31 protein-coding genes are annotated in these 23,860 nt (G+C 68.2%); 15 read left to right on the plus strand and 16 right to left on the minus strand.

Going from position 1 to position 23,860, the window contains the following annotated elements:
* Nucleotides 1-16: 16 nt before the first annotated feature.
* From ON34_RS12495 to ON34_RS12515, 5 genes are all read left to right on the plus strand, one after another.
* Entirely contained in the window at nucleotides 17-439 is a 423-nt protein-coding gene (locus ON34_RS12495) for a ribulose bisphosphate carboxylase small subunit (RefSeq protein ID WP_040778721.1), read from the plus strand.
* On the plus strand, nucleotides 429-1,445 hold the full coding sequence (locus tag ON34_RS12500) for an AAA family ATPase (RefSeq protein ID WP_040778723.1): 1,017 nt from the start codon (nucleotides 429-431) through the stop codon (nucleotides 1,443-1,445). The genes ON34_RS12495 and ON34_RS12500 overlap by 11 nt, the downstream gene beginning before the upstream one ends.
* 15 nt (nucleotides 1,446-1,460) lie before the next feature.
* Nucleotides 1,461-2,555 carry a class 1 fructose-bisphosphatase gene (locus ON34_RS12505; RefSeq protein ID WP_040778726.1) on the plus strand — a complete coding sequence of 365 codons (1,095 nt, stop codon included), beginning with the start codon at nucleotides 1,461-1,463 and terminating at the stop codon, nucleotides 2,553-2,555.
* 12 nt (nucleotides 2,556-2,567) lie between these two features.
* Entirely contained in the window at nucleotides 2,568-3,446 is an 879-nt protein-coding gene (locus tag ON34_RS12510) for a phosphoribulokinase (RefSeq protein ID WP_040778728.1), read from the plus strand.
* A gap of 90 nt (nucleotides 3,447-3,536) precedes the next feature.
* A complete protein-coding gene (locus ON34_RS12515) occupies nucleotides 3,537-4,133 on the plus strand; it encodes a Uma2 family endonuclease (RefSeq protein ID WP_040778730.1) in 597 nt (198 codons plus the stop codon).
* 13 nt (nucleotides 4,134-4,146) lie between these two features.
* Here ON34_RS12515 and dinB read toward each other — a convergent pair whose 3' ends face one another.
* Both dinB and ON34_RS12525 read right to left on the minus strand, forming a co-directional pair.
* The gene (gene dinB, locus ON34_RS12520) at nucleotides 4,147-5,388 is read right to left on the minus strand and encodes a DNA polymerase IV (protein WP_040778732.1); all 1,242 of its coding nucleotides are present in this window, start codon (nucleotides 5,386-5,388) and stop codon (nucleotides 4,147-4,149) included.
* 54 nt (nucleotides 5,389-5,442) lie between these two features.
* A complete protein-coding gene (locus ON34_RS12525) occupies nucleotides 5,443-6,339 on the minus strand; it encodes an RNA polymerase sigma-70 factor (protein ID WP_040778735.1) in 897 nt (298 codons plus the stop codon).
* A gap of 166 nt (nucleotides 6,340-6,505) precedes the next feature.
* On the opposite strand from ON34_RS12525, the gene ON34_RS12530 reads away from it, so the two are divergent.
* The 5 genes from ON34_RS12530 to ON34_RS12550 all read left to right on the plus strand — a co-directional run bounded on the left by ON34_RS12530 (nucleotide 6,506) and on the right by ON34_RS12550 (nucleotide 10,046).
* On the plus strand, nucleotides 6,506-6,742 hold the full coding sequence (locus tag ON34_RS12530) for a hypothetical protein (RefSeq protein ID WP_157172281.1): 237 nt from the start codon (nucleotides 6,506-6,508) through the stop codon (nucleotides 6,740-6,742).
* Between the two features lie 46 nt (nucleotides 6,743-6,788).
* Nucleotides 6,789-7,484, plus strand: coding sequence for an NAD(P)-dependent oxidoreductase (locus ON34_RS12535; protein ID WP_040778740.1), 696 nt, complete (start codon nucleotides 6,789-6,791; stop codon nucleotides 7,482-7,484).
* Nucleotides 7,485-7,591: 107 nt separating this feature from the next.
* Nucleotides 7,592-7,975 carry a BlaI/MecI/CopY family transcriptional regulator gene (locus tag ON34_RS12540; protein ID WP_040778742.1) on the plus strand — a complete coding sequence of 128 codons (384 nt, stop codon included), beginning with the start codon at nucleotides 7,592-7,594 and terminating at the stop codon, nucleotides 7,973-7,975.
* Complete coding sequence (locus ON34_RS12545) at nucleotides 7,972-8,919, plus strand: M56 family metallopeptidase (protein ID WP_040778745.1); 948 nt, start codon at nucleotides 7,972-7,974, stop codon at nucleotides 8,917-8,919. Before ON34_RS12540 ends, ON34_RS12545 begins: the two co-directional genes overlap by 4 nt.
* 17 nt (nucleotides 8,920-8,936) lie before the next feature.
* Complete coding sequence (locus ON34_RS12550; protein ID WP_040778747.1) at nucleotides 8,937-10,046, plus strand: winged helix DNA-binding domain-containing protein; 1,110 nt, start codon at nucleotides 8,937-8,939, stop codon at nucleotides 10,044-10,046.
* Nucleotides 10,047-10,198: 152 nt separating this feature from the next.
* Here the strand turns inward: ON34_RS12550 and ON34_RS12555 are convergent, their stop codons facing one another.
* From ON34_RS12555 to ON34_RS12565, 3 genes are all read right to left on the minus strand, one after another.
* Complete coding sequence (locus tag ON34_RS12555; protein WP_281032449.1) at nucleotides 10,199-10,435, minus strand: TetR/AcrR family transcriptional regulator C-terminal domain-containing protein; 237 nt, start codon at nucleotides 10,433-10,435, stop codon at nucleotides 10,199-10,201.
* Nucleotides 10,436-10,654: 219 nt separating this feature from the next.
* Complete coding sequence (locus ON34_RS12560) at nucleotides 10,655-12,217, minus strand: class I adenylate-forming enzyme family protein (protein ID WP_040778752.1); 1,563 nt, start codon at nucleotides 12,215-12,217, stop codon at nucleotides 10,655-10,657.
* Nucleotides 12,218-12,226: 9 nt separating this feature from the next.
* Nucleotides 12,227-13,114: an alpha/beta hydrolase gene (locus ON34_RS12565; RefSeq protein WP_040778754.1), complete on the minus strand. Its 888-nt coding sequence runs from the start codon at nucleotides 13,112-13,114 to the stop codon at nucleotides 12,227-12,229.
* 76 nt (nucleotides 13,115-13,190) lie between these two features.
* Between ON34_RS12565 and ON34_RS12570 the strand changes: the two genes are divergently transcribed.
* Nucleotides 13,191-13,829 carry a TetR/AcrR family transcriptional regulator gene (locus ON34_RS12570; protein ID WP_040778756.1) on the plus strand — a complete coding sequence of 213 codons (639 nt, stop codon included), beginning with the start codon at nucleotides 13,191-13,193 and terminating at the stop codon, nucleotides 13,827-13,829.
* Nucleotides 13,830-13,875: 46 nt separating this feature from the next.
* Here ON34_RS12570 and ON34_RS12575 read toward each other — a convergent pair whose 3' ends face one another.
* On the minus strand, nucleotides 13,876-14,556 hold the full coding sequence (locus ON34_RS12575) for a response regulator (protein WP_040778758.1): 681 nt from the start codon (nucleotides 14,554-14,556) through the stop codon (nucleotides 13,876-13,878).
* On the minus strand, nucleotides 14,553-15,659 hold the full coding sequence (locus ON34_RS12580; RefSeq protein ID WP_040778760.1) for a sensor histidine kinase: 1,107 nt from the start codon (nucleotides 15,657-15,659) through the stop codon (nucleotides 14,553-14,555). Before ON34_RS12580 ends, ON34_RS12575 begins: the two co-directional genes overlap by 4 nt.
* A gap of 215 nt (nucleotides 15,660-15,874) precedes the next feature.
* Here ON34_RS12580 and ON34_RS12585 point away from each other — a divergent pair, with 215 nt between their 5' ends.
* Together ON34_RS12585 and ON34_RS38080 are read left to right on the plus strand one after the other, a co-directional pair.
* On the plus strand, nucleotides 15,875-16,297 hold the full coding sequence (locus tag ON34_RS12585; RefSeq protein ID WP_040778763.1) for a DUF6223 family protein: 423 nt from the start codon (nucleotides 15,875-15,877) through the stop codon (nucleotides 16,295-16,297).
* Between the two features lie 46 nt (nucleotides 16,298-16,343).
* Entirely contained in the window at nucleotides 16,344-16,466 is a 123-nt protein-coding gene (locus ON34_RS38080) for a hypothetical protein (RefSeq protein WP_281032447.1), read from the plus strand.
* Nucleotides 16,467-16,974: 508 nt separating this feature from the next.
* Here the strand turns inward: ON34_RS38080 and ON34_RS12590 are convergent.
* Genes ON34_RS12590 through ON34_RS34560 form a run of 5 tightly spaced genes read right to left on the minus strand, consistent with a single transcriptional unit; the run spans nucleotide 16,975 to nucleotide 19,401 of the window.
* Nucleotides 16,975-17,598, minus strand: a complete 624-nt coding sequence (locus ON34_RS12590; RefSeq protein ID WP_040778765.1) for an NAD(P)-dependent oxidoreductase — start codon at nucleotides 17,596-17,598, stop codon at nucleotides 16,975-16,977.
* On the minus strand, nucleotides 17,598-18,035 hold the full coding sequence (locus tag ON34_RS12595) for an SgcJ/EcaC family oxidoreductase (protein ID WP_040778768.1): 438 nt from the start codon (nucleotides 18,033-18,035) through the stop codon (nucleotides 17,598-17,600). Before ON34_RS12595 ends, ON34_RS12590 begins: the two co-directional genes overlap by 1 nt.
* Before the next feature lie 12 nt (nucleotides 18,036-18,047).
* Complete coding sequence (locus ON34_RS12600; protein ID WP_218003881.1) at nucleotides 18,048-18,539, minus strand: SDR family NAD(P)-dependent oxidoreductase; 492 nt, start codon at nucleotides 18,537-18,539, stop codon at nucleotides 18,048-18,050.
* Entirely contained in the window at nucleotides 18,461-18,766 is a 306-nt protein-coding gene (locus ON34_RS38085; RefSeq protein WP_218003877.1) for an SDR family NAD(P)-dependent oxidoreductase, read from the minus strand. Before ON34_RS38085 ends, ON34_RS12600 begins: the two co-directional genes overlap by 79 nt.
* Entirely contained in the window at nucleotides 18,763-19,401 is a 639-nt protein-coding gene (locus ON34_RS34560; protein WP_083889358.1) for an SgcJ/EcaC family oxidoreductase, read from the minus strand. The genes ON34_RS38085 and ON34_RS34560 overlap by 4 nt, the downstream gene beginning before the upstream one ends.
* 96 nt (nucleotides 19,402-19,497) lie before the next feature.
* On the opposite strand from ON34_RS34560, the gene ON34_RS12610 reads away from it, so the two are divergent.
* Nucleotides 19,498-19,965 carry a MarR family winged helix-turn-helix transcriptional regulator gene (locus tag ON34_RS12610; RefSeq protein ID WP_218003878.1) on the plus strand — a complete coding sequence of 156 codons (468 nt, stop codon included), beginning with the start codon at nucleotides 19,498-19,500 and terminating at the stop codon, nucleotides 19,963-19,965.
* Between the two features lie 293 nt (nucleotides 19,966-20,258).
* Here the strand turns inward: ON34_RS12610 and ON34_RS12615 are convergent, their stop codons facing one another.
* The gene (locus ON34_RS12615) at nucleotides 20,259-20,693 is read right to left on the minus strand and encodes a nitroreductase family deazaflavin-dependent oxidoreductase (RefSeq protein WP_040778771.1); all 435 of its coding nucleotides are present in this window, start codon (nucleotides 20,691-20,693) and stop codon (nucleotides 20,259-20,261) included.
* Between the two features lie 5 nt (nucleotides 20,694-20,698).
* On the minus strand, nucleotides 20,699-21,151 hold the full coding sequence (locus tag ON34_RS12620) for a Cif family virulence factor (protein WP_051022435.1): 453 nt from the start codon (nucleotides 21,149-21,151) through the stop codon (nucleotides 20,699-20,701).
* 97 nt (nucleotides 21,152-21,248) lie between these two features.
* Here ON34_RS12620 and ON34_RS12625 point away from each other — a divergent pair, with 97 nt between their 5' ends.
* Entirely contained in the window at nucleotides 21,249-22,049 is an 801-nt protein-coding gene (locus tag ON34_RS12625; protein ID WP_051022436.1) for a TetR/AcrR family transcriptional regulator, read from the plus strand.
* Between the two features lie 83 nt (nucleotides 22,050-22,132).
* Here the strand turns inward: ON34_RS12625 and ON34_RS12630 are convergent, their stop codons facing one another.
* Together ON34_RS12630 and ON34_RS12635 are read right to left on the minus strand one after the other, a co-directional pair.
* A complete protein-coding gene (locus tag ON34_RS12630) occupies nucleotides 22,133-22,333 on the minus strand; it encodes a hypothetical protein (RefSeq protein WP_040778773.1) in 201 nt (66 codons plus the stop codon).
* Between the two features lie 85 nt (nucleotides 22,334-22,418).
* Entirely contained in the window at nucleotides 22,419-23,849 is a 1,431-nt protein-coding gene (locus ON34_RS12635) for an MFS transporter (protein WP_051022471.1), read from the minus strand.
* Nucleotides 23,850-23,860 lie beyond the last annotated feature (11 nt).

Consider the following 23,860-nt stretch of genomic DNA (forward strand, 5'->3'; position numbering starts at 1 on the left):
CCTGGGAGGACAAGCCATGTACTTGCGTCACGGAACGTTTTCCTACCTGCCGCCGCTGACCGACGAGCAGATCGCCGCCCAGGTGCGCTACGCGCTGCTCAACGGCTGGCCGGTGTCCATCGAGTACACCGACGATCCGCATCCGCGCAACGCCTATTGGGAGATGTGGGGACTGCCGCTGTTCGACCTGGACGAGCCCGACGGCGTGCTCGCCGAGATCAACGCCTGCCGGGCGACTTTCCCGCGGCACTACGTGCGGGTGCTGGCCTACGACGCCCGCTACACCAGGCAGACAACGGCGCTGAGCTTCCTGGTGCAGCGCCCGCCCGACGAACCCGGTTTCCTGCTGACCCGCACCGAGGGCCCGGACCGCCAGCAGAAGTACGGCCTGCACTCGTATGCGACCACCGTCCGTCCGGGAGACCGGTATGGCGGCTGAGCGCAACGGCTCCGGATTCCGTCTGCACCGGCCGGGGGCCGACGCTCCCGGCGCGGTGCGGACGGCGCCCGCCGAACCGGAGGCGCCGGAGATCCTCGGCGCGGACGCGGTACTGGATCTGTCGGCCGATATCGCGGGCCACGACGTCGAGGAGACGCTACGCAGACTGGATGCCGAACTGATCGGGCTGGCCGCGGTAAAGCGGCGGGTGCGGGAGATCGCGGCGCTGCTGCTGATCGATCGGGCCCGGCAGCGGTTCGGGCTGACGTCCTCCCGGCCGACGATGCACATGAGCTTCACCGGCGGCCCCGGCACCGGCAAGACCACGGTGGCGCTGCGCATGGCCGAGATGTTGCACGCGCTCGGCTATATCCGGAAGCCGAAGGTGCACACCGTGACTCGCGACGACCTGGTCGGCCAGTTCATCGGGCACACCGCGCCGAAGACCAAGGAGGCGCTGGCCAAGGCGGCCGGTGGCGTGCTGTTCATCGATGAGGCCTACTACCTGTTCCGGCCGGAGAACGAACGCGACTACGGGCAGGAGGTGATCGAGATACTGCTACAGGAGATGGAGAACGAGCGCGCCAGCCTGGTGGTGATCTTCGCGGGTTACCCCGACCGGATGGAGCGCTTCTTCTCCGCCAATCCCGGGCTGTCGTCGCGGGTGGCGCATCACCTGGAGTTCGCCGACTACACCCATGCCGAACTCATGGGCATCGCCGAGCTCATGGTGGCCGCGGAGAACTTCCGCTTCGACAACGCGGCGCGCGTGGCGTTCAGCGAGTATCTGGAGCGCCGGATGGCCAGGCCCCGCTTCTCCAACGCCCGCAGCGTGCGCAACGCGCTGGACCGCTGCCGGTTGCGCCAGGCGAAGCGCCTGGTGGAGCTGCGAAGACCGCTCACCAAGACCGACTTGATCACGCTGACCGACCGGGATGTCTACGGCAGCAGCGTGTTCACCGACACCGAGCTACCGGACGGGCCTGCCGCGCGAGCTCCCACGTGATGAGAACGAGGCGCAATGCCAGAAGGACTGAAGACCCTCACCCGCTACACCATCGAGCAGGAGCACCGCCATCCCGGATCCTCCGGTGAGTTCTCCGCCCTGGTGAACGTGATCGCGACCGCGACGAAGATCGTCGCCAATCAGGTCACCAGGGGCGCGATCGTCGGATCGCTCGGCGCGTCCGAACCGGACAATCTGCCGCCGACCGTGCACCGCAAACTGGACGCGATCGCCAACGACATCATGGTCGCCGAAACCCAATGGACCGGCCATCTTTCCGGCCTGCTGTCGGAGCAGATCAGCGAGATTCACCCGGTGCCCGACGTCCATCGGCGCGGAAAGTACCTGTTGGCGTTCGATCCGTTGGACGGATCGTCGAATATCGATGTGAACCTGCCGGTGGGGACGATCTTCAGCGTGCTGCGCGCGCCCGCCCGGGTGCGGGGCAAAGACTCCGCGAGCGCTCCCACGGCGGACGATTTCCTGCAGCCGGGCGTCGAGCAGGTATGCGCGGGGTTCACCCTGTACGGGGCCGCGACCATGCTGGTGCTGACCACCGGCAGCGGGGTGGACGGGTTCACCCTGGATCGCGAGATCGGCGCGTTCGTGCTGACCCACCCGAGGATGCGCATCCCCGAGGACACGTCGGGTTTCGCGATCAACGCGGCCAATGAGCGGTTCTGGGAACGGCCCGTACGCCGCTACGTGCAGGAGTGCCTGGACGGTGTGGACGGTCCTCGGGGCCGGGATTTCAACATGCGCTGGGTGGCGTCGCTGGTGGCCGACACCTTTCACATCCTCACCCGCGGCGGGGTCTATCTGTATCCGCGTGACACGCGGCCGCCCGCGCGTCCGGGGCGGGTCGCGTTGCTCTATGGCGCCAATCCGATCGCGTTCATCGTCGAACAGGCCGGGGGCGCGGCGACCACCGGCAGCGAGCGGGTGCTGGAGGTGGTTCCGGATCACGTGCACCAGCGGGTGCCGCTGATCTTCGGCTCCCGCAATGAAGTCGAGCGCGTCGAGCGTTACCACCGCGAACCCGATGAGGGGCCGAGCTTCGACACCTCGCTGTTCGGGACGCGGTCGCTGTTTCGTCCGGCTCGACGCTGAACAGGAGAATCCATGTCGGTCAAGCATCCCGTCGTCGCGATCACCGGGTCCTCCGGCGCCGGAACGACCAGCGTGACACGGACATTCCAGGAGATATTCCGCCGCGAGGGCATCAACGCGGCCATCGTGGAAGGCGACTCGTTCCACCGCTACGACCGCAACGAGATGAAGCTGGCCATGGCCGAGGCGGAGCAGAACAACAATCTGCGGTTCTCGCATTTCGGCGAGGAGGCCAATCTGCTGAAGGAACTGGAGACGCTGTTTCGCGACTACGGCGAGACCGGGGTCGGGACGGTGCGCCGGTATCTGCACGACGAGGCGGAGGCCAAGCCGTACGGGCAGCCACCGGGGACCTTCACCCCGTGGGAGGAGTTGGCGCCGGGCAGTGACCTGCTGTATTACGAGGGCCTGCACGGCGCCGCGGTCACCTCGACGGTGGATGTGGCCCGGTACACCGATCTGCTGGTCGGCGTGGTGCCGATCATCAACCTGGAGTGGATTCAGAAGGTGATCCGGGACAAGACCGAGCGCGGATACTCCAGCGAGGCGGTGATCGACACCATCCTGCGGCGGATGCCGGACTACGTGACCTATATTTGCCCGCAGTTCTCCCGCACCTACGTCAACTTCCAGCGCGTGCCCACCGTGGACACCTCGAACCCGTTCATCGCGCGCAGCATTCCGACGGCGGACGAGAGCTTCGTGGTGATCCGGTTCGCCGACCCGAAGGTCATCGACTTCCCCTACCTGCTGTCGATGCTGCACGACTCGTTCATGTCGCGGACGAACTGCATCGTGGTGCCCGGCGGCAAGATGGAGCTGGCCATGCAGCTGATCTTCACCCCGCTGATCCTCCGGTTGATGGACAAGCGACCGAAGCGTTCGTACTGAGCGGCGACGGACCGGACGGACGCGGTTCGCCGGGTCGAACCGCGTAGCATGACCGGTGACATACCGGCCGAGTCCCGAGTGAGGCGACCAGTGAGCGTTCTACCGGCGTGGGCCGACGATCCAGGCGCACTGGAGTTGTCCGAGGCGGAGTACGACCTGCTGCCGGATGACCTGCGCAAGCTGATCGAGGTGATCGACGGTAACGTGATCCGCTGCCAGAGCGGGTCCGCCGAACACAGCGATGTCGCTCGCAGGCTGGCGAATCGGCTCGAGGCGGCGAAACCCGCGGATCCATGCACGCGGGTCTCGACCGACGTCGACGTGCATTTCACCAGGCGGCGAGATCACGCGAACGCCTTCTCGTTCCGGCGCCCGGACGTCACGGTCTACCGCTGTATCGAACGCGGAACAAAGCTGACGACCGGTGACGCGCTGCTGGTGGTCGAGGTTGTCTCGCCGGGATCGGTGTACACCGACACCGTCGATAAGCTCGCCGAGTACGCCTACGAAGGCATCCCGGTGTATCTCGTCGTTCATCTGGACGCGAATCTGTACATCAAGGTGATCCAGGAGTACCGGCTGGATTGGGCCAGTCGGAGTTATCGGCTTGTCGATACCCATCAGGACCTGCTGATCCTGGAAAGCCCTTTTCCAGCATCGATGTCGTTCGCGGAACTCGACGGCTGAGCGGTCGGACCCGTCAGTCGGGGAGCAGGGGGACCGAGATGCCCTCGCCGCGGTTGAGCAGGGCGGCGCGGGTGACGGCGCTGGAGCCGAAGCGTTCGCGCAGGTCGTCGAGGGTCGCGTCGAGGGTGTTCGCGGCGCGGGGCTCGAAGGGGAGGGCAAGTTGGACGGTGTCGGCGTCGTCCAGGTTGGTCAGCGCGAGGCCGATCAGCGTCAGGCCGCGCTCCTGGATCATCGGCATGGCCCCGGACAGCAGGCCGCGGGCGGCGTACAGGATCGTGTCGGTGTGGTCGGTGGCCTCGGCGAGGGTGTGTGAGCGGGTGGCGCGCGTGAAATCGTCGAAGCGCATACGCAGCACCACGGTTCGGCACAGCCGGTCGGCGGCGCGCAGCCGCCTGCCCAGCCGATCGGCCAGGCCGTGCAGGTAGGCCTCGATCTCGTCGGGCGGACGGTGGCGGCGGCCGAGAGCGCGCTGGGCGCCGATCGAGCGGCGGCGCCTGCCGGTCTCGACCCGGCGCGGGTCGCGCGCCCAGGACAGCGCGTAGAGATGGCGGGCAGCGGCGGCGCCGAGGATCGCCCGCAGCGGGCTCTCGCCCAGCTCGGCCAGTTGACCGACCCGGGTGATCCCGTGCTCGTGCAGCGTGCGGGCGGTGACATCGCCGACGCCCCAGAGTCTTTCGACCGGCAGCGGATGCAGGAAATCCAGTTCGCCGTCCGGCGGCACCAGCCGCAACCCGTCGGGTTTCGCGACGGCGCTGGCCACCTTCGCGAGGAACTTCGTGCGCGCGATGCCCACCGAAATGGGCAAGCCGACCCGCTCGCGAACCTCCGCGCGCAGCTTCGCCGCGATGGTCACCGGCTCACCCGCGATCCGGCGCAGCCCGCCGACATCGAGGAACGCCTCATCGATCGAGATGCCCTCCACGACGGGAGTCGTGTCGCGAAAGATCTCGAAAACCGCCTTGCTCGCCTCGGCGTAGGCGGACATGCGCGGAGGCACCACGATCGCCTGCGGGCACAACCGGCGCGCCTGACCGCCGTTCATCGGCGTGCGCACGCCGAACGCCTTCGCTTCGTAGCTGGCCGCCAGCACCACGCCGCCGCCGACGATCACCGGCCTTCCGCGCAAGCACGGGTCGTCGCGCTGCTCGACCGAGGCATAGAACGAGTCGAGATCGGCATGCAGGATCGATGCCTCCGCCCGCGCGGCAATCCGGGGCCTACCGGATCGGGAGTAGCGCGTATCGGACACGAACATATGTTCGCATAGGCCTGGTCCGCTGCGTCAAGGTTGGCCGCATGAACTCCGGTTTCAGCGGCTCACGGCGGTTTCCCGCGCGACATGCGACAGCTTCTCGGGATTGCGCACGAAGTAGAGACCGGTGACCAAGCCGTCGTCGATCCGTATCGCCACGACGCCGTCGATCTCCCCGTCGAGCCGGATGACCAGCGCCGGCCAGCCGTTGACCTGTACCGGCTCGGCCGAGGCCTCGCCGCCCATCCAGCGCGAGCCGCCGGCCAGCAGGCCAGCCACCCGGTCGGCCCCCGCGACGGGCCGCACCAGCGCCTGCTTGACTCCACCGCCGTCGCCCAGGAACACCACGTCCGGGGCGAGCATGTCGAGCAGGCGTTGCAGGTCACCCGTTTCGACCGCCTGGTGGAACGCGTCGAGTGCCTCTCGGGTCTCGGCCGCGGAGACGACCCCGCGCGGTCGGCGCGCGGCGACGTGCACTCGCGCGCGGTGGGCGATCTGCCGGACCGCGGCCGGGGTCTTCTCGACGGCTTCGGCGATTTCGTCGTAGTCCAGATCGAACACCTCGCGCAGCACGAACACCGCTCGCTCGGTCGGGGTGAGTGTCTCCAGCACCAGCAGCATGGCCATCGAGACGCTGTCGGCCAGCTCGATGTCCTCGGCCACGTCGGGTGCGGTGAGCAGCGGTTCGGGCAGCCACGGGCCGACGTAGGACTCCTTTCGGCGGTCCAGCATGCGTAGCCGCCTGATCGCCTGGCGGGTGGTGATCCGGACCAGGAAGGCCCGCTGATCTCGCACCGTGTCGCGATCGATGTGCGCCCACTGCAACCAGGTCTCCTGCAGCACGTCTTCGGCGTCGGCGGCCGAGCCGAGCATCTCGTAGGCGATCGTGAACAGCAGGTTGCGGTGTGCGACGAACGCCTCCGTGGCGGGGTCGATGCGGTCGCTGTCCCTCATGATTTCGCTCCTGCCTGTGGGCTTTCCACCGTGTCCTGCATAAGTGGCCGCTCCCAGTCGATTTGTGACCGGAACCGGCTGTGGCGCTCGTCACGTAATCGCGCTGTCACAAGGACACGGTCCCCGGCTACTTGTGTTCGTCCAGTTACCGAGACAGGAGATCGACATGAAGGTCGTAGTAATCGGCAGCGGCTACGCGGGCACGCTCCTAGCGAACCGGACGGCCAAGTCCGAGAGAGCGTATCGGCCCGTGCGCGCCGGACAGGAGCGGCTGACAGTCGAGATCGTCGACGACGACACCGTCCGGCGGGCCTGCCTCGCCGGTCGGAGCGCGGTCGTGCTCTCGGAAATGGGCGTGCACAGCGCGTTCTCCACCGCCCGCGCGGGCGTATCCAGCTTCTGACGAACGACAGGCACGCACTCGGCCGTAACAGGAAAGGACATTCGTCATGCGAATCACAGTCTTCGGAGCCAATGGCCCCACCGGCCGCCTGCTGACCGGCCGGGCGCTCGCCGCCGGACATCAAGTCGCCGCGGTTACCCGCAGGCCGGACTCCTTTCCGCTGCGCCACCCTCGGCTCGAGGTAGTTGGCGCGGACGTGCTCGATGCGGCCGCCGTCGACGCCGCCGTGGCGGAACGGGATGCGGTGTTGTCGACGCTCGGGGTGCCCGCGGGGAAGGAACCGATCAGCACCTATTCGGACGGTGTGGCCAATATCGTCGCCGCGATGCAACGGCATCGGGTGCGTCGGCTCGCCGTGGTCAGCTCGAGCGGCGTCGACCCGCACCCTTACTCCGATGGCGGGTTCCTGTTCAACCGGGTATTCCTGCCATACGTGACGCAGGTGCTGGCTAAGACGCTGTACGACGACATGCGGCGGATGGAAAGGCTGATCCGGGCCAGCGACCTGAAATGGACGATCGTGCGCCCGAGCGCGCTCTACCACCTACCGGAGGTCACCGATTACACCGTCGTCGACGGCCACGCCGACGGCAGGTTCACCGCCCGGGTGGACCTGGCCGCGAGCATGCTGGCCCTGCTGGAAGACGACCGCTACGTCCGCAGGACCGTCAGTGTCGTCACCACCGTCGACAACCCGACTCTGCTCCAGTGGATCCGCCGCGAAGCGCTCGCCAAGAGCTGAGCCGGATTCATCCGGGGCGCATGGACCTACTACTTATCTACGTAGTAATCGGCCCTGGCCGGTACCCTGTCCCCACGACAGGGCACAGCGCGGATGAGGGAGTCGGTATGGTGCGTGGATTCGGGGACTTGGAGGCGGTGATCATGGACCGCATCTGGGATCAGGACGCAGAGGACACAACGGTGCGCGAGATCTTCGACGAACTGTCGGCTCAGCGGGACATCGCCTACACCACGGTCATGTCGACCATGGACAACCTCCATCGCAAGGGCTGGCTGGCGCGTGAGCGCGCGGGCAAAGCCTATCGATATTGGCCGACGCTCACCAGAGAGGAGCACAGCGCCCGGCTCATGCTGGAGGCACTCGGCTCCGGCGGACGCTCGGACCTGGTGCTCAGTCATTTCGTCGATCGGATCAGCGCCGAGGAGTCGGCCGGGTTGCGGGCGGCGCTGCGCAGACTGGCCGCCCGCAAGACACCAGAAGTACCGTGAGCCTGGTCATTGCGCTGATGCTGTACGGCAGCGCGGTGGCGACGCTCGGTCCGCCCGTGCTGCGCAGTCTGACCCATCGCGGCATCGCGCCGCGCTTGGGCGTGCTCGCCTGGCTGGTCGCGATCGTCGGCGCGCTCAGCGCGTGGGGGATCGCGGCGATGCTGGTGACCGTCGAATTCGCCACCTACTGGGGACATCCGAAGGACGCGCTGCGGTCCTGCTTCGCGTTCCTGTGGACGCCGATGCACCTGCACGGCGCGGCGGCCACCCGGGCGGCCACCTTCGCGGCGGCGGCGCTGGTGGCAACCGGCACGGTCGCGCTGGTCGTGCGCGCGGCGCGGGTGGCGGTGCAGATGCGCAGGCGGACCAGCGTCCACGCGCGCGCGGTACGCCTGGTCGGCAGGAGGGTGCCGGGAATCGGTGCCGTCGTGCTGGATTCGCCGGAGCGCCAAGTGTATTGCGTGCCCGGTCCGGACACCATCGTGGTCACCACCGCCGCGCTCGACGCGCTGAGCGCGGATCAGCTCGCCGCGGTGCTCGCCCACGAACGCGCGCACCTGTCCGGCAGGCACGCGGCGTTGACCGCGGTGCTGCGAGCGATCGCCACCACCCTGCCCGGCCTGCGGTTGTTCACCGGCGGCGCGGCCGAGATCGGGCGGTTGCTGGAGATGTGCGCCGACGACAAGGCCGTCGGCGAACACGGCTCGCTTTCGTTGCTGGGCGGGCTGCTGGCGATCGTCGGAATCGCCGAGCCCGCGCCGTCGGGCGCGCTGGCCGCCGCGGGCACTGCCGTGCTGGCGCGGGCCGAGCGACTGGCCGACCCCGTTGGCGTGCTCCGATGGGTCACCACCAGCACCGCGCTGGTCGGCGTGATCGCGATGACGATGACCGGGTCGGCGCTGACGGTCACGGTCGTCGCCGGTTTCGGTGCGCTGCTGAGCTGAGTGGAACAGGAGAACGAGTGCGGGTCGGCTGGGACCAGGTTTTCGCGTGGCGGCTGAACCGTCAATATGTGCAGTCCCGTGCGGACCAGGGCGCGGTCGAGATCGCCCAGCGGTTGTGCGGGGTGCAGGCCCAGGTCACTTCCGCCGCGGAACTGGCTGTCGCGCTGCGCAGTACGAAGCCGCAGCCGGGCGCGCTCGTCGGCGCTCTCCACGAGGGCGCGCTGATGAAGACCTGGGCGATGCGCGGCACCCTGCACGCGCTGACCCCCGCGCTGGCCGCCGCCTGCCTCGCGCTCATCGGTTCGGCACGTACGTGGGAGAAGCCGTCCTGGCAGAAGAACTTCGGCGCCTCACCCGCGGAGGTCGCCGCGCTGACCGAGGCGGTCGCCGAGGTGCTCGACGGTGCGGTGCTCACCCGCGAGGAGTTGGTGGAGGCATTGGTCGCCGATCCCGAATTTCATCGGCTCGGTGCGGAATTGCGTTCGGGCTGGGGCGCGTTGCTCAAACCGCTGGCCTGGCAGGGCGCGCTGTGCCACGGTCCGGCTCGGGGCGCCAAGGTGACGTTCACCAGCCCCGCCCATCTCGTCCGCGACTGGCCGGGTCTACCGGAGCCGGACGCCGCGGCACCGCTGGCGATCCTCGCCTACCTGGGCGCCTACGGCCCGGCGACGCCGGAGACGTTCGACGCCTGGCTCACCCGCAACAGCCTGCGCAAGACCACGGTGCGGCGGTGGTTCGCCGACCTGGGCGACCGGCTCACCGAGGTCGACGTCGATGGCCGCCGCGCCTTCCTGCCGACCGACCAGGTGGACGCGCTCGCCGCCGCCGCGCCGAACACGTCGGTGCACCTGCTCGGCGCTTTCGATCAGTACGTGCTGGGTCCGGGCACCGGCGACACGATGCTGCTGCCAGCCGCGCACCGCTCGAATGTGAGCCGAACCGCGGGGTGGATCGCACCGATCGTCGTCGTGGGCGGACGCATCGTCGGCACTTGGGAACTCACCGACGACGCCGTCGAGATCACCATGTTCGACGGATCTCCGCTACCGAAGCGGGGCCTCGACGCCGCCGTCGCACACGTCGCGGTCGCCGCCGGGCGTGAAACACTCACGGTCCGTGCGGCATAGCGCTTGTGCGGCCCAGCAGCGCGCCGATCGTGGCGCAGGGCGGGTGGGCCCGACGAGTGGCACACGACGGAGCGGCTTACTCGCGTTTTGCCGCAACCGTGTGCCACTCATAGGCCGGGCGAGTGAGGATGTCGTGGCCGGGTGGAAGGCGCTTACGGTGCGGGTGGCTCAGGCCTATCACGCCGGGCGGCATAGTGTTCCAGCCCGTCGAGGATCCGCTGTAGGCCGAAGGCGAAGTGGTCGAAGTCGGGGGAGAACGCGTCGGCCGACAGGGCGGCCATGACGGGGTAGCGGCCGCTGGCCATGGCCTGTTCCAGCATGGGGACCTGCGCCTGCCAGAACTCCGCGTCGGTCATTCCGGAGGTGCGTTCGGCCTCTTGCTCATACAGTTGCGTGCGGGCAACGCCGAGCCCCCTGGGCGATCGAGCTGGCCGAGAAGTACGCGCGGCGCCTCACCGCTGGCGAGCCAGCGGTGTGGTTGCTGCGCTGGTACGACGTCGTGCCACGCAGCCGCGAGGCCCTCGCAGCCGACGAGTCGCTGCCGCCGGAGCTGCGCGAATCGGCCGCCGACGGGTTGGCGTGACGCCCCCGCATGTCCTCCAGTGACTTCACCTCGATGGTGTCGATCGGGGGTTGCTGTCCAGACTGGATTTCTGAATCTTGCCAGCCGGGGTGAGCGGTAGCTCCTCTCGAATCATGATCTCTTTCGGGACCTTGTAGTCGGCTATGCGTGCGGCACAGAAGGCTTTGAGATCCCCTTCGGCGGTCTCGGCGCCCGGAGCGAGAACGACATAGTAGCGGCCGATCTCGCCCAGAACGGGGTCGGGAACACCGACTCCGGCCGCCATGACGACGGCGGGATGTGCTGTCAGGACGTTTTCCACTTCGACCGGGTAGATGTTGAACCCACCTTGGACGAACATCTCTTTGGCCCGCCCCCGCAACGCGATCGAGCCCTGTGTGGACACGCAGGCCATGTCACCGGTGTGCAGCCAGCCTTCGTCGATCACGTCGGCGGTCTCGTGCGGCATGTTGCGGTAACCGCCCATGAGCGACGGGGAACGGACCAGGAGTTCGCCGGTTTGCCCGATCGGAACTTCGATTCCGGCGCTGTCGGCGATTTTCATCTCCACACCTGCGAGCGGCCGCCCTATCGAGTGCGCGAGGGTATCGCGGTCGTCGTCCCAAGAGGTCATGACGACCGCTCCGGAGGTTTCACTCAGCCCGTAAAGGTTCATCACGGTGGCGTTCGGAAATCTGGTGGTGAGCCGCTCGAGCAAGGAGGGTTCGGCGTTGGCGCCCCCGGTGACGACCAGCCGCACCTTCGATGTGTCGACCATGTCGAGTTCCGGGCGATTGAGCAGCAGCGTATGCATCGTGGGTACCCCGAGCCAGAGGGTGAGATCAGCAGTCCCGAAGAGAGCCGCGATCTCGCGAGGATCGAAGGTCTCCAGCAGGATCACGCGGGCGTGTGCGACGAGGGCGGCCAGCACGCAACACGTTATTCCGCTGACGTGGTTGAGCGGGACCGCGGCCGGGAGCACGTCGCGGTTGTGCAGCCGCATGTGCCGCGCCTGGGCTTGCGCCGCGGCGAGCTGACTGCCGTGGGTGAGGGTCGCGCCCTTGGGTTTCCCGGTTGTCCCCGAGGTGTAGATGATCATGACCGGGTCGAGCGGGGTGACCGCCGCCTCGGCTTCGGCGAGTCGTCGGTCGCCGGTTGGCGCCTCCAGCAGCTCATCGAACGTCGCGTCGCCTCCTTCGCCGAAGGTCACCACGGTTTCCAGCTGTGGAAGGCCGGGACGAAGCTTCGCGAGGACCGAGAGGAAGTCGGTGCCCTCATGGGACGGCACGGTGATCACCATGCGCGCACCCGAATCGCTGATGATATGAGCGAGCTCGGTTTCCCGGTAGCGCACACTCAGCCCCACCAGGACCGCACCGATTTTGGCCGCCGCGAAGTACACGGCGATCCAGTCGGGTGTCGTCGTGCTGAGAACGGCAACGCGGTCGCCGGGCCTGATCCTCTTGCGCAGCAGTCCCGCCGCGATCCGATCGGACCGCTCATTCATCTCGCGGAAGGTCCATTCCCGATCCTTGAAGACCCATCCCACGGATGACGAGGCGGCGTCGGCGGCGCTCGCGAGAAGGTCGTGAATCCGTTGCACGGTCATCACCTCTCGTCACACGCCCGGCCGCAGGTGGGTGCGAAGAAAGGTGATCTGATCGGCGACGATCCGTTCGACCTGCGGCGGATGGTAGACGGTGAAGTGGTCGGCGTCGTAGTGCTCGAGGACGGCCGCGGGCGCCGTCGCGGCGACTCGCTCCACGATCGCGGGATCGATGAGGTTCTCGCGGTCGCTCGCGCAGATCAGCAACGGGCACCGCACCCGCGAGGCCGCCGCCGCGGCGTTGTAGAACAGCATGCCCAGCCCCGATGCTGCCGTGATCCGGTTGTCGAACCGGTAGCCCGGCGGCGTCACAGACTGCCAGCCCTCCAGCGCGCCAGGCTGGTTGACGAACGCCAACTCACCCGGCTTGCCGACCAGCGGAACGTACCGCCGTGGCAGACGCAGTGTGGCGCGAACGAGATCGGACAGTATCGGCACGGTGAACCGGTGAAGATGCCGCACTCCTGCTCGGGCGACGACGGCCCGCCCGCTGAGGACGGGACATTGCACGACTGCCGCGACCAGCTCGGGATGGCGGGCCGCGGCGGCGACCACGTGGCTGGCGCCGAAAGACGTTCCCCACAGCGCGACTCGGGTCGAGTCGAGTTCGGGACGGGATCGGACGAAGGCGAGTGCGGAGTCGACGTCGCGGGCGTAACGGCGCTGGCTGACCAGCTGCCGCGGTTGCCCACCCGATTCGCCGAGGTGACGGAAGTCGAAGGCCACCACGGCCAGCCCGGCCTCGGAGAACCACTTCTCGTATTGGCCGAGCATCATCTCGTGCGTCGCGCCACCGCCGTGCACCAGCACGACCACAGGATGCGGTCCCGGCCCGTCCGGCAGGGTCAGCCAGGCCGCACACTCGTCACGACCGGAGGGAAAGCTGGTACGGATGGTCATCACACCTCGATTCAAGTACGTTGTACGTTAACGGTGACAGTTAAACACGTACGACGTACTTAAACAAGGAGGGGTCTTGCCTGCGCCCAGGAAGTTCACCCATGAGCAACTGCGGGCCGCGGCTCTTGCGCTGGTCGACCAGCACGGACTCACCGGGCTCACGATGCGCAGCCTCGCTGCCGAACTGGGCACCGGTGCGATGACGATCTACAACTACGTCGACGGGCGCGAGGGGCTCGAGCATCTCGTCACCGAAGCCGTGATGTCCGAAGCGCGGTGGACCGTCGAGCCGGATGCGGAGTGGGGGCAGGAGGTAACCGCGATCGCGGAAGGACTCTGGCGCACCGTACGTGCCCATCCGCACGCTATCCCGCTGATCCTGACCCGGCGCAGTGTCGACGAAACGACTCTCGCGCCCGCGGAGGCGCTGCTGCGAGCTCTGGCCCGCAGTGGCCGATCCGACGGGGAACTACTCGTCGCCTTCCGCGCGGTGTCCGCGTTCATCACCGGATTCGCGCAAGCCGAACTCACCGGCCCGCTCTCGACCGAGCGCGGCGACGACCTCACGTCCATCACCGACCGAATCGCGGTGCTGCCGTCCGACCGGTTCGCGAAGCTGATCGAGATCTCTCGCGCCGCCGTCGACAGCGATCCGGAAACCGAATTCCGTGCGGGCCTGGACATCGTCCTCGCGGGTTTGGGCTGGCACGCGTAAACCGCTCGGGCGCCAGGCATCTCGCGGATGTCCGGAAACGAACGGGTCAGGACCCGAAACTCGATCCGGATTCACGTGGGACCACCAGGCCGGATTCGTAGGCGAAGACCACGAGTTGGGCGCGGTCGCGGGCGTTCAGCTTGGTCATGGCTCGGTTGATGTGGGTTTTCGCCGTCAGCGGACTGATCACCATGTGGTCGGCGATCTCGTCGTTGGACAGGCCCTGCGCGACCAGGGCCACGGCCTCGCGTTCGCGATTGGTCAGTTCGTCCAGCCCCGTGCCGGTGCGCGGGCCGGGCGGCTGGGTGACGTACCGATTGATCAGCCTGCGGGTGATCGACGGTGCGAGCAGGGCATCGCCGCGGGCGGCGACGCGCACGGAGTGGAGGAAGTCATCCGGGTGGATGTCCTTGACGAGGAATCCGGCGGCCCCGGCGCGCAGCGCGTTGAAGACGTACTCGTCCAAGCCGTAGTTGGTCAGGATGACGACGTGCACTCCGGCCAGGGCCGGATCCGCGGCGATGCGCCGGGTGGCCTCGATGCCGTCGACGACCGGCATCTGGATGTCGATGAGCGCGATGTCGGGCAGGTGCTGCCTGGCCAGCGCCAGCCCTTCGCTTCCGTCGGCGGCCTCGGCCACCACCTCGATGTCGTCCTCGAGCTCGAGGAGCGCGCGGAATCCGCTGCGAATGAGCGGCTGGTCGTCGACCAGCAGGACACGGATCATGACGTGCGGTCCACGGGTAGCTCGGCTTGTACGGAGAAGCCGCCTTGGCGGCGCGGTGCTGCCCGCAGGCGGCCGCCGAGGGCGCTGACCCGTTCCCGCATCCCGAGCAGCCCTACGCCGGGCACCACCGGGGTGTCCGCGGTGGCCTTGCCGTCGTCATCGACCTGTACGACCAGGGCGTCAGGGCGGTAGTCGATCCGGACCGACGCCGTCGCCGCGGCGGCGTGCCTGGTGATGTTGGTCAGCGACTCCTGAACGATCCGGTAGACGGTCCGGTCCACCGCGGCGGGCACGTCCTGGCGTTGTCCTTCGATCGTCAGCGTCGCGTCCAGACCGGTCGAACGGGCCCGCTGCACCAGGTCCGGCAGGTGGGCGAGCCCATGCGGCGGGCTTTTGCCGTCGTCGCGCAGCGCCTCCAGGGTCGCTCGCAGTTCCCGGGCCGCCTCCCGACCGGCCTCCCGGATCGCCAGCAGAGCCTCCGGGACCTCTTCGCCCCGCTTGCGGGCCACGTGGACGGCGGCTTCGGACTGCACCTTGATGACCGAGATCTGGTGCGTGAGCGAATCGTGCAGCTCTCGCGCGATGTGCAGCCGCTCCTCGTCGGCGCGGCGGCGGGCGGTCTCCTCCCGGGTGCGCTCGGCCTCGTCCGCCCGCCGCTCGGCCTGCCGCAGCGCTTCCCCCGCCGCGCCCGCCGCGATCAACCACGCCAGCTCGAGAGCGCCTCGGGCCTGCGCGAACGCCTCGCCCAGATCGTGCAAGGAGGCCAGGACCGCGAACGGGAGAGCGGCCAGCAAGGTCACCGACGCCGCCACCGTGATCATGCGATGCCCCGCCCGCACGGCGGCGTACACCGCGACCAGAAACGCGACGGCGGGCACGTCGAAACCGACCGCCTGATAACCCAGCGCGCACAACCCCGTCACCGCCAGCACGGGGACCGGAGCCCAGCGGCGGGCGGCCAATGCCAGACCGCCGGTTATCAGCAACGCGTAGCCCAGTGGGTCGAGATCCGTGGGGGAGTGCTGCTTGGACAGCCCGACGACCAGCAGGATCGCCGCCACACCAATGGCGATCGCCCAGTCTCCGACCCGTCCTCTGTGCATGCGTGCACCCTAGCCGGATGTTCGCGCGGGCGAATCCCGCGCACAGATGATCGTCCGCCTACCGCAGGCGCGGTATCTTCCTGGCTCCCGCGGCATCCACGGCAGCCGACTACCGCATCGGCAGCAGTGCGAATCGACCACGGCGGGAGGACGACCGGCGGTGGGTCCACCGGACATGATCAAGCCAGTTCCACTCGTAGAAGGAGAAGCGCCTCATGTCCGTCCGTCACCTGATTGCCGTCGCGGCAGCCGCTCTGCTCGCAGAATTCGCGCTTGCCGCGCCGGCGGCCGCGTACGTCTCGGCCCAGTCTGCCGCCGCCGATCCATACTCCCTGACCACCGGGCGACTCGTGGGCGCCGTGGCCGCACTGGTGGCGTTGGGCGGTGCGGTCATCGGTGGTCTGGCCGTGGCGCGCCCGGCCGGTCGTAACGGCAGCCGCACCGGGAATAAGAGGGCCATCGTGGCCCTGGTTGCGGGGCTGACCGGAGTGGTCCTCGGTGGTCTGGTCGTGGCCGCCGCCGACGGTGGTCCCGGCACCGGCGGCGGAATCGTCGGTGGCTTCGCGGCCCTGGTCATCGGGTTGATCGCCACGGTCCTCGGCTGGCTAGCTTTGGCCCGCTCCCGCCGCACCGCGTGACCGCCCGGCGCCCCGGCCGCTACGTGGTCGGCAGTACCTGGCATACGTGTTCGCGTTGCCCGGCCTCATCTTCGGCGTTCTCGGCTGCGTCGGGCTGCGAAAAGGCAAGGTAATGGCGATCACCGGCTCGATATTGTGCCTGCTGGCGTTCTCGGCTGTTCAGATGTGAAGGGCGTATCCCACGCCGTGGGGGAAGCTATTCGACCGGCTGTGAGAGGAATGCGAACGCGGACACCAGAAGGCTACGCAGTGCGCGTACTGGGCGTGATTCCTCAAGGCTGGCGGGGCCAATTATTGGGTTGCGCTTGCATGTTCGAGGCCGACATCGCCGTGCGATCGTGTGATGCCCGTGAATACCGGCGGGAGTTGGGATCCCACACCATGGCTGCGGCCGCACCGCCGAGCAGGACCACGACAATGGCCACGATTACGACCCACAGCAGTACCACAAGCTACTTCTTTCCAGTCGTCCCCGTCCGCACCGTATAGCTTGTTATGCCAAGGCGGACAATTGCTTTCGTGTTCGCCAGCATTCTTTACAGGCTGGGGGACCGCCGCGACTCGGGGCGAAGATTCTGTGGTGTCACAGCACAACGTGCTCCCGAGGTTTGGGATACGTCGGGTAACGGATACGGGTGCCGCAGGCTCGAAGAGCGATGGCTTCGTCCCGGCCGCGGTCAGGACGAGACGGCGACCACCGTGCCGCAGGTGCGCGCATCGTCGATGGCGCCGAGAAGATAATCGGCAAGATCGGCTCGCGAGGTGCGCGGACCGACCTTCCCGTCAGCGCCCACCGAGACACGCAGACGGCCGCTGACGGGTGCGTCGGTCAATCCGGTGGGGCGGACGGCTGTCCAGCGTAGATCGCTGTGCGCGAGCAGGTGTTCCATCCGAGCCATGTCGGAGTAGGCGTGCCGCATGACTCGACGCAGGACGGCGGCGAGGAGCCTGGTGCCCGGCCCGGCATCGGCTGGCACACCCAGTCCCGCCGAGGAGATCACCAGAAGCCGCCCCGCCGGGGGCATGGCGGCGATGATCTCGGCGGCGCTGGTGGAGTAGACGGTCGTGGGTCCGCGCCCGGTGGCACCGAGCGCGGAGATCACGGCGTCGTGCTGGTCGAGCAGTCCGGTCAATGCTCCCGGGGTGCACGGATCGGCCGTGACCACGGTCAATCCGGGTGCGGGAGCCAGCTGTGCGGGCCGCCGGACAATCGCGGTGACGCGATGCCCTCGGGCCAGGGCCCGGTCGACCACGATCCGCCCGGTGCGACCGGTGGCGCCGAGAACAGCGATGGTGGCCATCAGTGCGCCGCGGGTCGGGTGGCGGGCTGGAACTGGAAGGACACGGCCTCCATGAGCGGTTTGTGCTGTGTCTTCTGCACGGCCGCGATGCGCCAGTGTCCGTCGGCGTCGCGGATGACGGTGTAGGTGGCAAGTTTGCCGAGCTTCTTGGGCTGTCCCTTCGAGGATTCACCGCGTGCCACGACGACGGCGGTGTCCGCGCCGTAGCGGCGGATTTCGAGGATCTCGAGGGTCAGACGCGTGTTCTTCAGGAAGCTGTCGAACAGGGCTTGGTGGGCGCGGCCGATCTCCTCGCCGCCGTGGTAGACGGTGCCGACGTAGGTGACGTCGGTGGCGTCGGCGGTGAAGCAGGCGCCGTAGGCGGTGCCGTCGCCGCGATTCCATGCGTCCTGGCTGCGCTCGATCAGGGCGCGGATGGCGGTGGTGTCGGTGTTCATGAGGTTCTCCGTTCAGTGGGCCAGCAGGGCCAGGGCGGCCCGGCGGGGTAGCAGTCGCAATGCGGTGGTGAATGCCCGGTTGACCGGGCTGGTGAGGACGACCGGACCGGCCTTGCCGGACAGCGCTTTTCCGGCGCGGTCCACGACCTGCTCGGGTGTCTGGACCAGCCAGGGCGGCACATCGGCGGCGGTTTGCGAGGCGGTGGCGGTGACGCCGGGGCATAGGGCAAGCACCCGCACGCCGCGTGTTCTCTGCTCGTGCCACAGCGTTTCGGAAAACGCCGTGACGAAGGCTTTGGACGCGCTGTAGACGGCGAGGCCGGGTTTCGGGGTGTGCCCGAGCGTCGAGGACACGTTCACCAGTGCACTTCCGGGTGTGGCGGTGGCGAGGAACGCATGGGCCAACACGACCACCGCCCGGCAGTTCAGATCCAGTACGGTGAGCGAAGATTCGAGCGCAAGTGCGGCGAAATCACCGTGCGCGGCGGTTCCGGCGCTGTTGATAGCAGCGTATAGCCGCCGCGGCGGAGCCGTTCCGCGACCGCTTGTAGCCCTTTTTCGGTGCCGAGATCGGCGGCGAGATAGTCGTGCCTGTCACCGAGCTGAGCGATCAGCGCCTCGAGCACGTCGGCCCCGCGTGCCACGGCGGTCACCGAATATCCCTGCGCCGCGAGCGATACCGCGAAGGCTCGCCCGATTCCCGCGCTGGCGCCGGTCACCAGCGCTCTCACCGCTCGGCCTCCGGCTTCGTCGCCGGATCGAACAGGAACGAGACGCGCTCCATGACCGACTGCCGCTTGGTGTTGTGGAAACTGGCGATCCGCCACTGGCCGTCCGCTTCCCGCACCAGCGTGTAGGTCTGGGTCTTGGCCAACTCCGCCGGGCGCTCGTCCTCGTAGCGGTCACCGCGGCTGGTGACGATCGCGACGTCGTCGCCGTAGAAGCGCACCCCGAGGAAGGAGTCGGCGAGCTTGGTGCCCTTCAGGAATCCCGAGAACAGGGCCCGGTGTGCGTCGGTGAGGTCGCGTCGGCCCGTGTAGTGGGTGCCCAGAAAGGTGGTGTAGGTGGCGTTTTCGGTGAACGTCGCACCGAATGCGTCGGCGTCGTTGCGGTCCCAGGCCGCGGTCATGGTGGCGATGGTTTCGCATACCGCCCGCAGCTCGTCGGCGTTGCCGCCGTCGGGGGTGACGGCGGTGCACTCGGCGACACCCGTATTGCGGACGTCCGAGGTCTGGTTCAGCCAGACGTATCCGCCGGCGGCGGCGACGCCGAGAGCGAGCGTGGTCGCCGCGAGGGCCCGCACGGCGGTGCGGCGGCGGGACTTGCGGGGGGTGGTCGATTCGAAGTCCGTGGTGGTCGCGGTCATGGCGGGAACCCTTCGCGTGCTACTCTCTGCTTAGAAGAACTATCTGCTTGAAAGAAGTCTCTTCGTTGAGGAAGAGATTAGGAGAAGGGACCAGCCTTGTCAACAGAGCACCGCGAGACCGACCCCAGCCTGGTGTTTCGCCGATACCTGAGTTCGGTTGTGCTGCACGCGCAGGCGGGGGCGAAGGCGGTCGGGCTCGGCGCGACGGACCTGTACGCCCTGAATGTCCTGGAGTTGGCCGGGGCCATGACCCCCGGCGAACTCGGTGCGCGCACCGGCCTGACCACCGGTCCCACCACGCGCCTCATCGACCGGCTGGAACAGGCGGGCTATGTGCGTCGCGCCGCCGACCCCGGCGACCGTCGCAAGGTCATCGTCGAACCCATCGACCGGCCCGCCGATCTGGACCGGGCGCTGACCCCCGCCCGCCGCAAGATCGGGAACATCATCGCCGGTTACACCCCAGAACAGCGGGAACTGCTCTTCGACTACTTCGCCCGCGCCGCCGACGCCTACCAGCAGGCCGCCGACGAAATCGTCGAGCAGAACACGACCAGCGACTAGTGTCGTCCGCTGGCCCACACCGCGGCTTCCGGGCCGCCGCCGATGACGCCTCGCACGGCACTGGTGCTCTGCCGTCGCTTCGCTGAGCGCAGGGTTGCCTGCCGCCGTCGCGGACGATCAGCAGCTCGTTGCCGCTGCTTCGGCGGCAGCCACCCGGCCGGAGGGGTTTCCGGATCAGTCATTCGGCTCATCGTCAGCGTCCGGAGGGCAGCAGGCGGTTCGGTCGGTGGTGAAGCCTGCGCGCGGGAACGGAGCTGACAGCGCGGCCCGGTCAATGAACGAGGGGGTGCTCGCTAGCGTGGCGTGAGCACCAGGACCGGGATCTCCCGGGTGGTTTTGCGCTGGTAGTCGGCGTAGGGCGGGTAGGCGGCGAGGGCGCGCTCCCACCACAGCGCCTTCTCCTCGCCGAAGACTTCGCGGGCGGTGTAGTCGTTGGTGACGGTGCCGTCCTGCAACTCGACGTGGGGGTTGGCGCGAATGTTGTAGTACCAGACCGGGTGAGCGGGCGCTCCGGCCAGTGAGGCGACCACGGCGTATTCGCCATTGTGCTCGACTCGCATCAAGGGTGTCTTGCGGAGTTTGCCGGTCTTGTTGCCGATGGTGGTCAGCAGAACCACCGGCATGCCCATGATCGTCGTGCCTTCCGTGCCGCCGGATTGCATGATCCGATCGGCCTGGTCGGCGGCCCATTCCACGGCACCGCGTTGGTATTCCCCGCTCAATGGCATGGTGCTCAGTCCTTCTGGTCGGTCCGCGCGGAGCGGTCGGCGTCGGCACGCTGGAGCGGCGACACTCCGACGGGAGTGTTCTGCGCCGCCGCCAGCCACCACCGGCCATCGCGTTCGACCAGCACATACATCGCCATCTCGGAGAACCCGTCGGTATCGGTTGCCTGCCTGCGAATCTGTGTCACCACCACATCGGGCGCGGGGGCGAGGGCGGCGACCACCTCGAATCGTGACGGAGGGGCGACCTTGGCCGCCATGAGGCGGTGATGGATCGCATTCAGCTCGGCGTATCCAGCCACGCTCGCGCCGAAAGGGCTGCCCCACAAGATGTCTGCCGCGAAGGCGGCGTCGTACCCGTCGGCGTCGCTGGCGCGTTGCAATCCTTCGGCGAATTCGGTCGCCACTTGGTGCGCCCTGGCGGCGCGCTCGGGGTCGCTCACTGTGGGTCGAGCATTCATTCCTGGTCCTATCGTTCGCTGTGGAGCAATTCGAGTACAACGTACTCGATATAGCCGCCTCAATTCAAGTACGATGTACGCGAGAAAGAGGAGGTTCATGTCGAGCCAGGACAACACGACGATCTGGATGCGCCCGGAGGAGTTGGAACGCTCCGGACGGGGGCGTCGGCCCGGCTACAGCCGGGCCCAGATCACGCAGGCCGCGGTGCGGGTCGCCGACGAGGAGGGCATGGACGCCGTGACCATGCGGCGGATCGCCGCGGAACTCGGCACCGGCGCGATGTCGCTGTACCGGTACGTCGCCAGCAGAGACGACTTGATCGACCTCATGATCGACGGCGTCGTGGGTGAGATCGTCCTCCCCGCGCAGCCGAGTGGGGACTGGCGCCAGGACTTGTCACTCGTTGCCGAGCAAATACGCGCGGTGGGTCTGCGCCACCCCTGGCAGATCTCCCTGGCCAATAGGCGCCCGACCCTCGGCCCGAACTCCCTGCGCGTGCAGGAGTTCGCCATGTCCGCACTCGACGGCTACGGGCTGGACATCGACGAGATCGCCAGTCTGGTCGGGATGCTGAGCGATTACGCCCACAGCGCCGTCCATCGGGAAATCGGATGGCTGGAACAGGCCCGGCGTACCGGGATGGACATGGCCGAATGGATGAGCGGTTACGTCGGACCGTATGTCGCCCAGATCGTCGTCTCGGGGCAGTACCCGATGTTCACTCGTTCGATCGAGCAGGCGCGGGTTCCGCATTTGCCGCCGGAGGAGCGCTTCCGATACGGGCTCGCCCATGTGCTCAACGGCATTGCCGCGAATCTCGAGAGCGGGCAGGTCGTCCGGGTGCCCGACGGGTCGATACCCGGTTGCACGCAGGATGGATCAGCCGATCCACCCTGACCGCCGGTCCAGAGATCGACGCGATCCGCGCCGATACGTACTCGGTTCGGCGCCCGGCATTTTCATGCCGGGCGCCGAACGGGTCAGCAGAGGGGTTGCACCGAGCCGACGAACTGGCCGGTGAGCAGGCACCACAGATTGCGCCAAGGGGAGTTCGGTGCGGGAGCGGACTGGCTTGCCGAGCCGGGCCCGGCCGCGTGCGCCGGCGGGATCGCGGCGGTGTGAGCGGTGCCGAGCAGGGCGGCGGTGATCGCGAGAGCGGCAGCAGCGCGTTCGACGTACATGTGTACCTACCTACGGCCGGGCTGGTGCGGTCAGTATCGTCGGCTGATGTCGGCCCGGCCAGCCCCGAACTCCGTTGGCGGTGGATCAGGTGGCGGCTGATTCGGTGGCCGGATCCGGTTGCGCGACAGGTGATCGTGGCATTCGCGCGGCTATTCCGACCAAGCCCGCGATCACGGCGACCGCTGCTGTCACGTACCACCCGCGCTGGAAGGCGTCGAGCGTCGCCTCCGGCCCCGCGGGCGAGCCGAGCACCGCGACGAGGACCGCAACTCCGACGGCGAGGCCGATCTGCCGCGCCATGCTCAGCACCGCCGACCCGGTTGCGAATCGCTGGGGTGGCAATCCGCTGGTCCCCGCCGCGAAGGCGGTCGGCAGTGTCAGCCCGACACCGATGCCGCTGACCAGCATGCCGCCGAGTAGCCCGCCGACGTAGTCGGGCTGCAAGGTGATCGCCTGCGCCCACCAGAGCATGGCCGCGCCGAAAGTGATCCCGCCCGCCGCGATGACCGGCCCGGCGCCGATCCGGCCGATCAGGCGCCCCGCGAGAACCGCCACCACCGGCACCATCAGCGGACCGGGCGCGATGGCCAAGCCGGTCCGCAACGCCGACCAACCCCAGACGTTCTGCGCCCACAACACCACGGACAGCAGCATCGCGCCGAAGGCGACATTGAAGAACACCGCGTTGCCCGTCATCAGCGCGAAGTTGGGCGCGCGCAACAGCGCCGGGTCGACCACCGGACTGTGGTGGCGGGACGAGGAGACGAGGAACGCGACCGTCAGAATCGCCGCCGTGGCGAAAGCGGCCAGCACTCCGGCCGCCGACCAACCCCAGTCCTCGCCTTTGACCAGTCCGAGTACGAGCGCGGCGATCGCACCGACCAGCAGGGTCGCGCCGATCAGATCGGGCAGCCTGCCTCCGTCGCCGGGTGGGTCGGGCAGCATCCGCAGTCCGACGACCACCGCGACGAGCCCGATCGGCACGTTCACCAGAAACACCCAGCGCCAGCCGAATTCGACCAGAACACCGCCCAGCACCGGCCCGAGCGCGGCGCCGAGCCCACCGAACGCGACCCACAGTCGTACCGCGGCCGCTCGCCGCTGCGGTGGGCTCGCCGCCAGCACCAAGCCGAGCGACGCCGGGGTCAGCAGGGCGCCACCGACCGCCTGGAGTACGCGGAACACCACCAGCGAACCGACATCCCACGCGGTCGCGCAGAGCGCCGAGCCGATGACGAACACCGCGAGTCCGAGCAGGAAGGTGGTGCGGATGCTGCTGCGATCACCGAGTCGGCCCGCCGGGACCAGCAGGGCGGCGAACACGATCGCGTAGGCGTTGAGCACCCAGGACAGTCCGGAGAGCTTCGCTCCGGCGAAGTCGGTGGCCATGTCCGGCAGCGCGACGTTGACGATGAACAAGTCCAGGCTGGACAGCAGCACGCCGACCGAGACGATGGCGAGCACGGCTCGGAAGTCGGCGGCGGGCCGATTCGCGGCCGTGGCGGGGGAATGCACGATTGTCTCCG

This window comes from Nocardia pneumoniae NBRC 100136 (assembly GCF_000308755.1).
GTDB classification, from domain to species: domain Bacteria; phylum Actinomycetota; class Actinomycetes; order Mycobacteriales; family Mycobacteriaceae; genus Nocardia; species Nocardia pneumoniae.

Bases quoted from the DNA above. Each gene is read 5' to 3' on its own strand.
- ON34_RS12495 (WP_040778721.1), top strand. From the start codon at position 17: ATGTACTTGCGTCACGGAACGTTTTCCTACCTGCCGCCGCTGACCGAC.
- ON34_RS12500 (WP_040778723.1), top strand. From the start codon at position 429: ATGGCGGCTGAGCGCAACGGCTCCGGATTCCGTCTGCACCGGCCGGGG.
- ON34_RS12505 (WP_040778726.1), top strand. From the start codon at position 1,461: ATGCCAGAAGGACTGAAGACCCTCACCCGCTACACCATCGAGCAGGAG.
- ON34_RS12510 (WP_040778728.1), top strand. From the start codon at position 2,568: ATGTCGGTCAAGCATCCCGTCGTCGCGATCACCGGGTCCTCCGGCGCC.
- dinB (WP_040778732.1), bottom strand. From the start codon at position 5,388: ATGTTCGTGTCCGATACGCGCTACTCCCGATCCGGTAGGCCCCGGATT.
- ON34_RS12525 (WP_040778735.1), bottom strand. From the start codon at position 6,339: ATGAGGGACAGCGACCGCATCGACCCCGCCACGGAGGCGTTCGTCGCA.
- ON34_RS12530 (WP_157172281.1), top strand. From the start codon at position 6,506: ATGAAGGTCGTAGTAATCGGCAGCGGCTACGCGGGCACGCTCCTAGCG.
- ON34_RS12535 (WP_040778740.1), top strand. From the start codon at position 6,789: ATGCGAATCACAGTCTTCGGAGCCAATGGCCCCACCGGCCGCCTGCTG.
- ON34_RS12540 (WP_040778742.1), top strand. From the start codon at position 7,592: ATGGTGCGTGGATTCGGGGACTTGGAGGCGGTGATCATGGACCGCATC.
- ON34_RS12560 (WP_040778752.1), bottom strand. From the start codon at position 12,217: ATGACCGTGCAACGGATTCACGACCTTCTCGCGAGCGCCGCCGACGCC.
- ON34_RS12565 (WP_040778754.1), bottom strand. From the start codon at position 13,114: ATGACCATCCGTACCAGCTTTCCCTCCGGTCGTGACGAGTGTGCGGCC.
- ON34_RS12575 (WP_040778758.1), bottom strand. From the start codon at position 14,556: ATGATCCGTGTCCTGCTGGTCGACGACCAGCCGCTCATTCGCAGCGGA.
- ON34_RS12580 (WP_040778760.1), bottom strand. From the start codon at position 15,659: ATGCACAGAGGACGGGTCGGAGACTGGGCGATCGCCATTGGTGTGGCG.
- ON34_RS12585 (WP_040778763.1), top strand. From the start codon at position 15,875: ATGTCCGTCCGTCACCTGATTGCCGTCGCGGCAGCCGCTCTGCTCGCA.
- ON34_RS12590 (WP_040778765.1), bottom strand. From the start codon at position 17,598: ATGGCCACCATCGCTGTTCTCGGCGCCACCGGTCGCACCGGGCGGATC.
- ON34_RS12595 (WP_040778768.1), bottom strand. From the start codon at position 18,035: ATGAACACCGACACCACCGCCATCCGCGCCCTGATCGAGCGCAGCCAG.
- ON34_RS34560 (WP_083889358.1), bottom strand. From the start codon at position 19,401: ATGACCGCGACCACCACGGACTTCGAATCGACCACCCCCCGCAAGTCC.
- ON34_RS12615 (WP_040778771.1), bottom strand. From the start codon at position 20,693: ATGCCATTGAGCGGGGAATACCAACGCGGTGCCGTGGAATGGGCCGCC.
- ON34_RS12620 (WP_051022435.1), bottom strand. From the start codon at position 21,151: ATGAATGCTCGACCCACAGTGAGCGACCCCGAGCGCGCCGCCAGGGCG.
- ON34_RS12625 (WP_051022436.1), top strand. From the start codon at position 21,249: ATGTCGAGCCAGGACAACACGACGATCTGGATGCGCCCGGAGGAGTTG.
- ON34_RS12630 (WP_040778773.1), bottom strand. From the start codon at position 22,333: ATGTACGTCGAACGCGCTGCTGCCGCTCTCGCGATCACCGCCGCCCTG.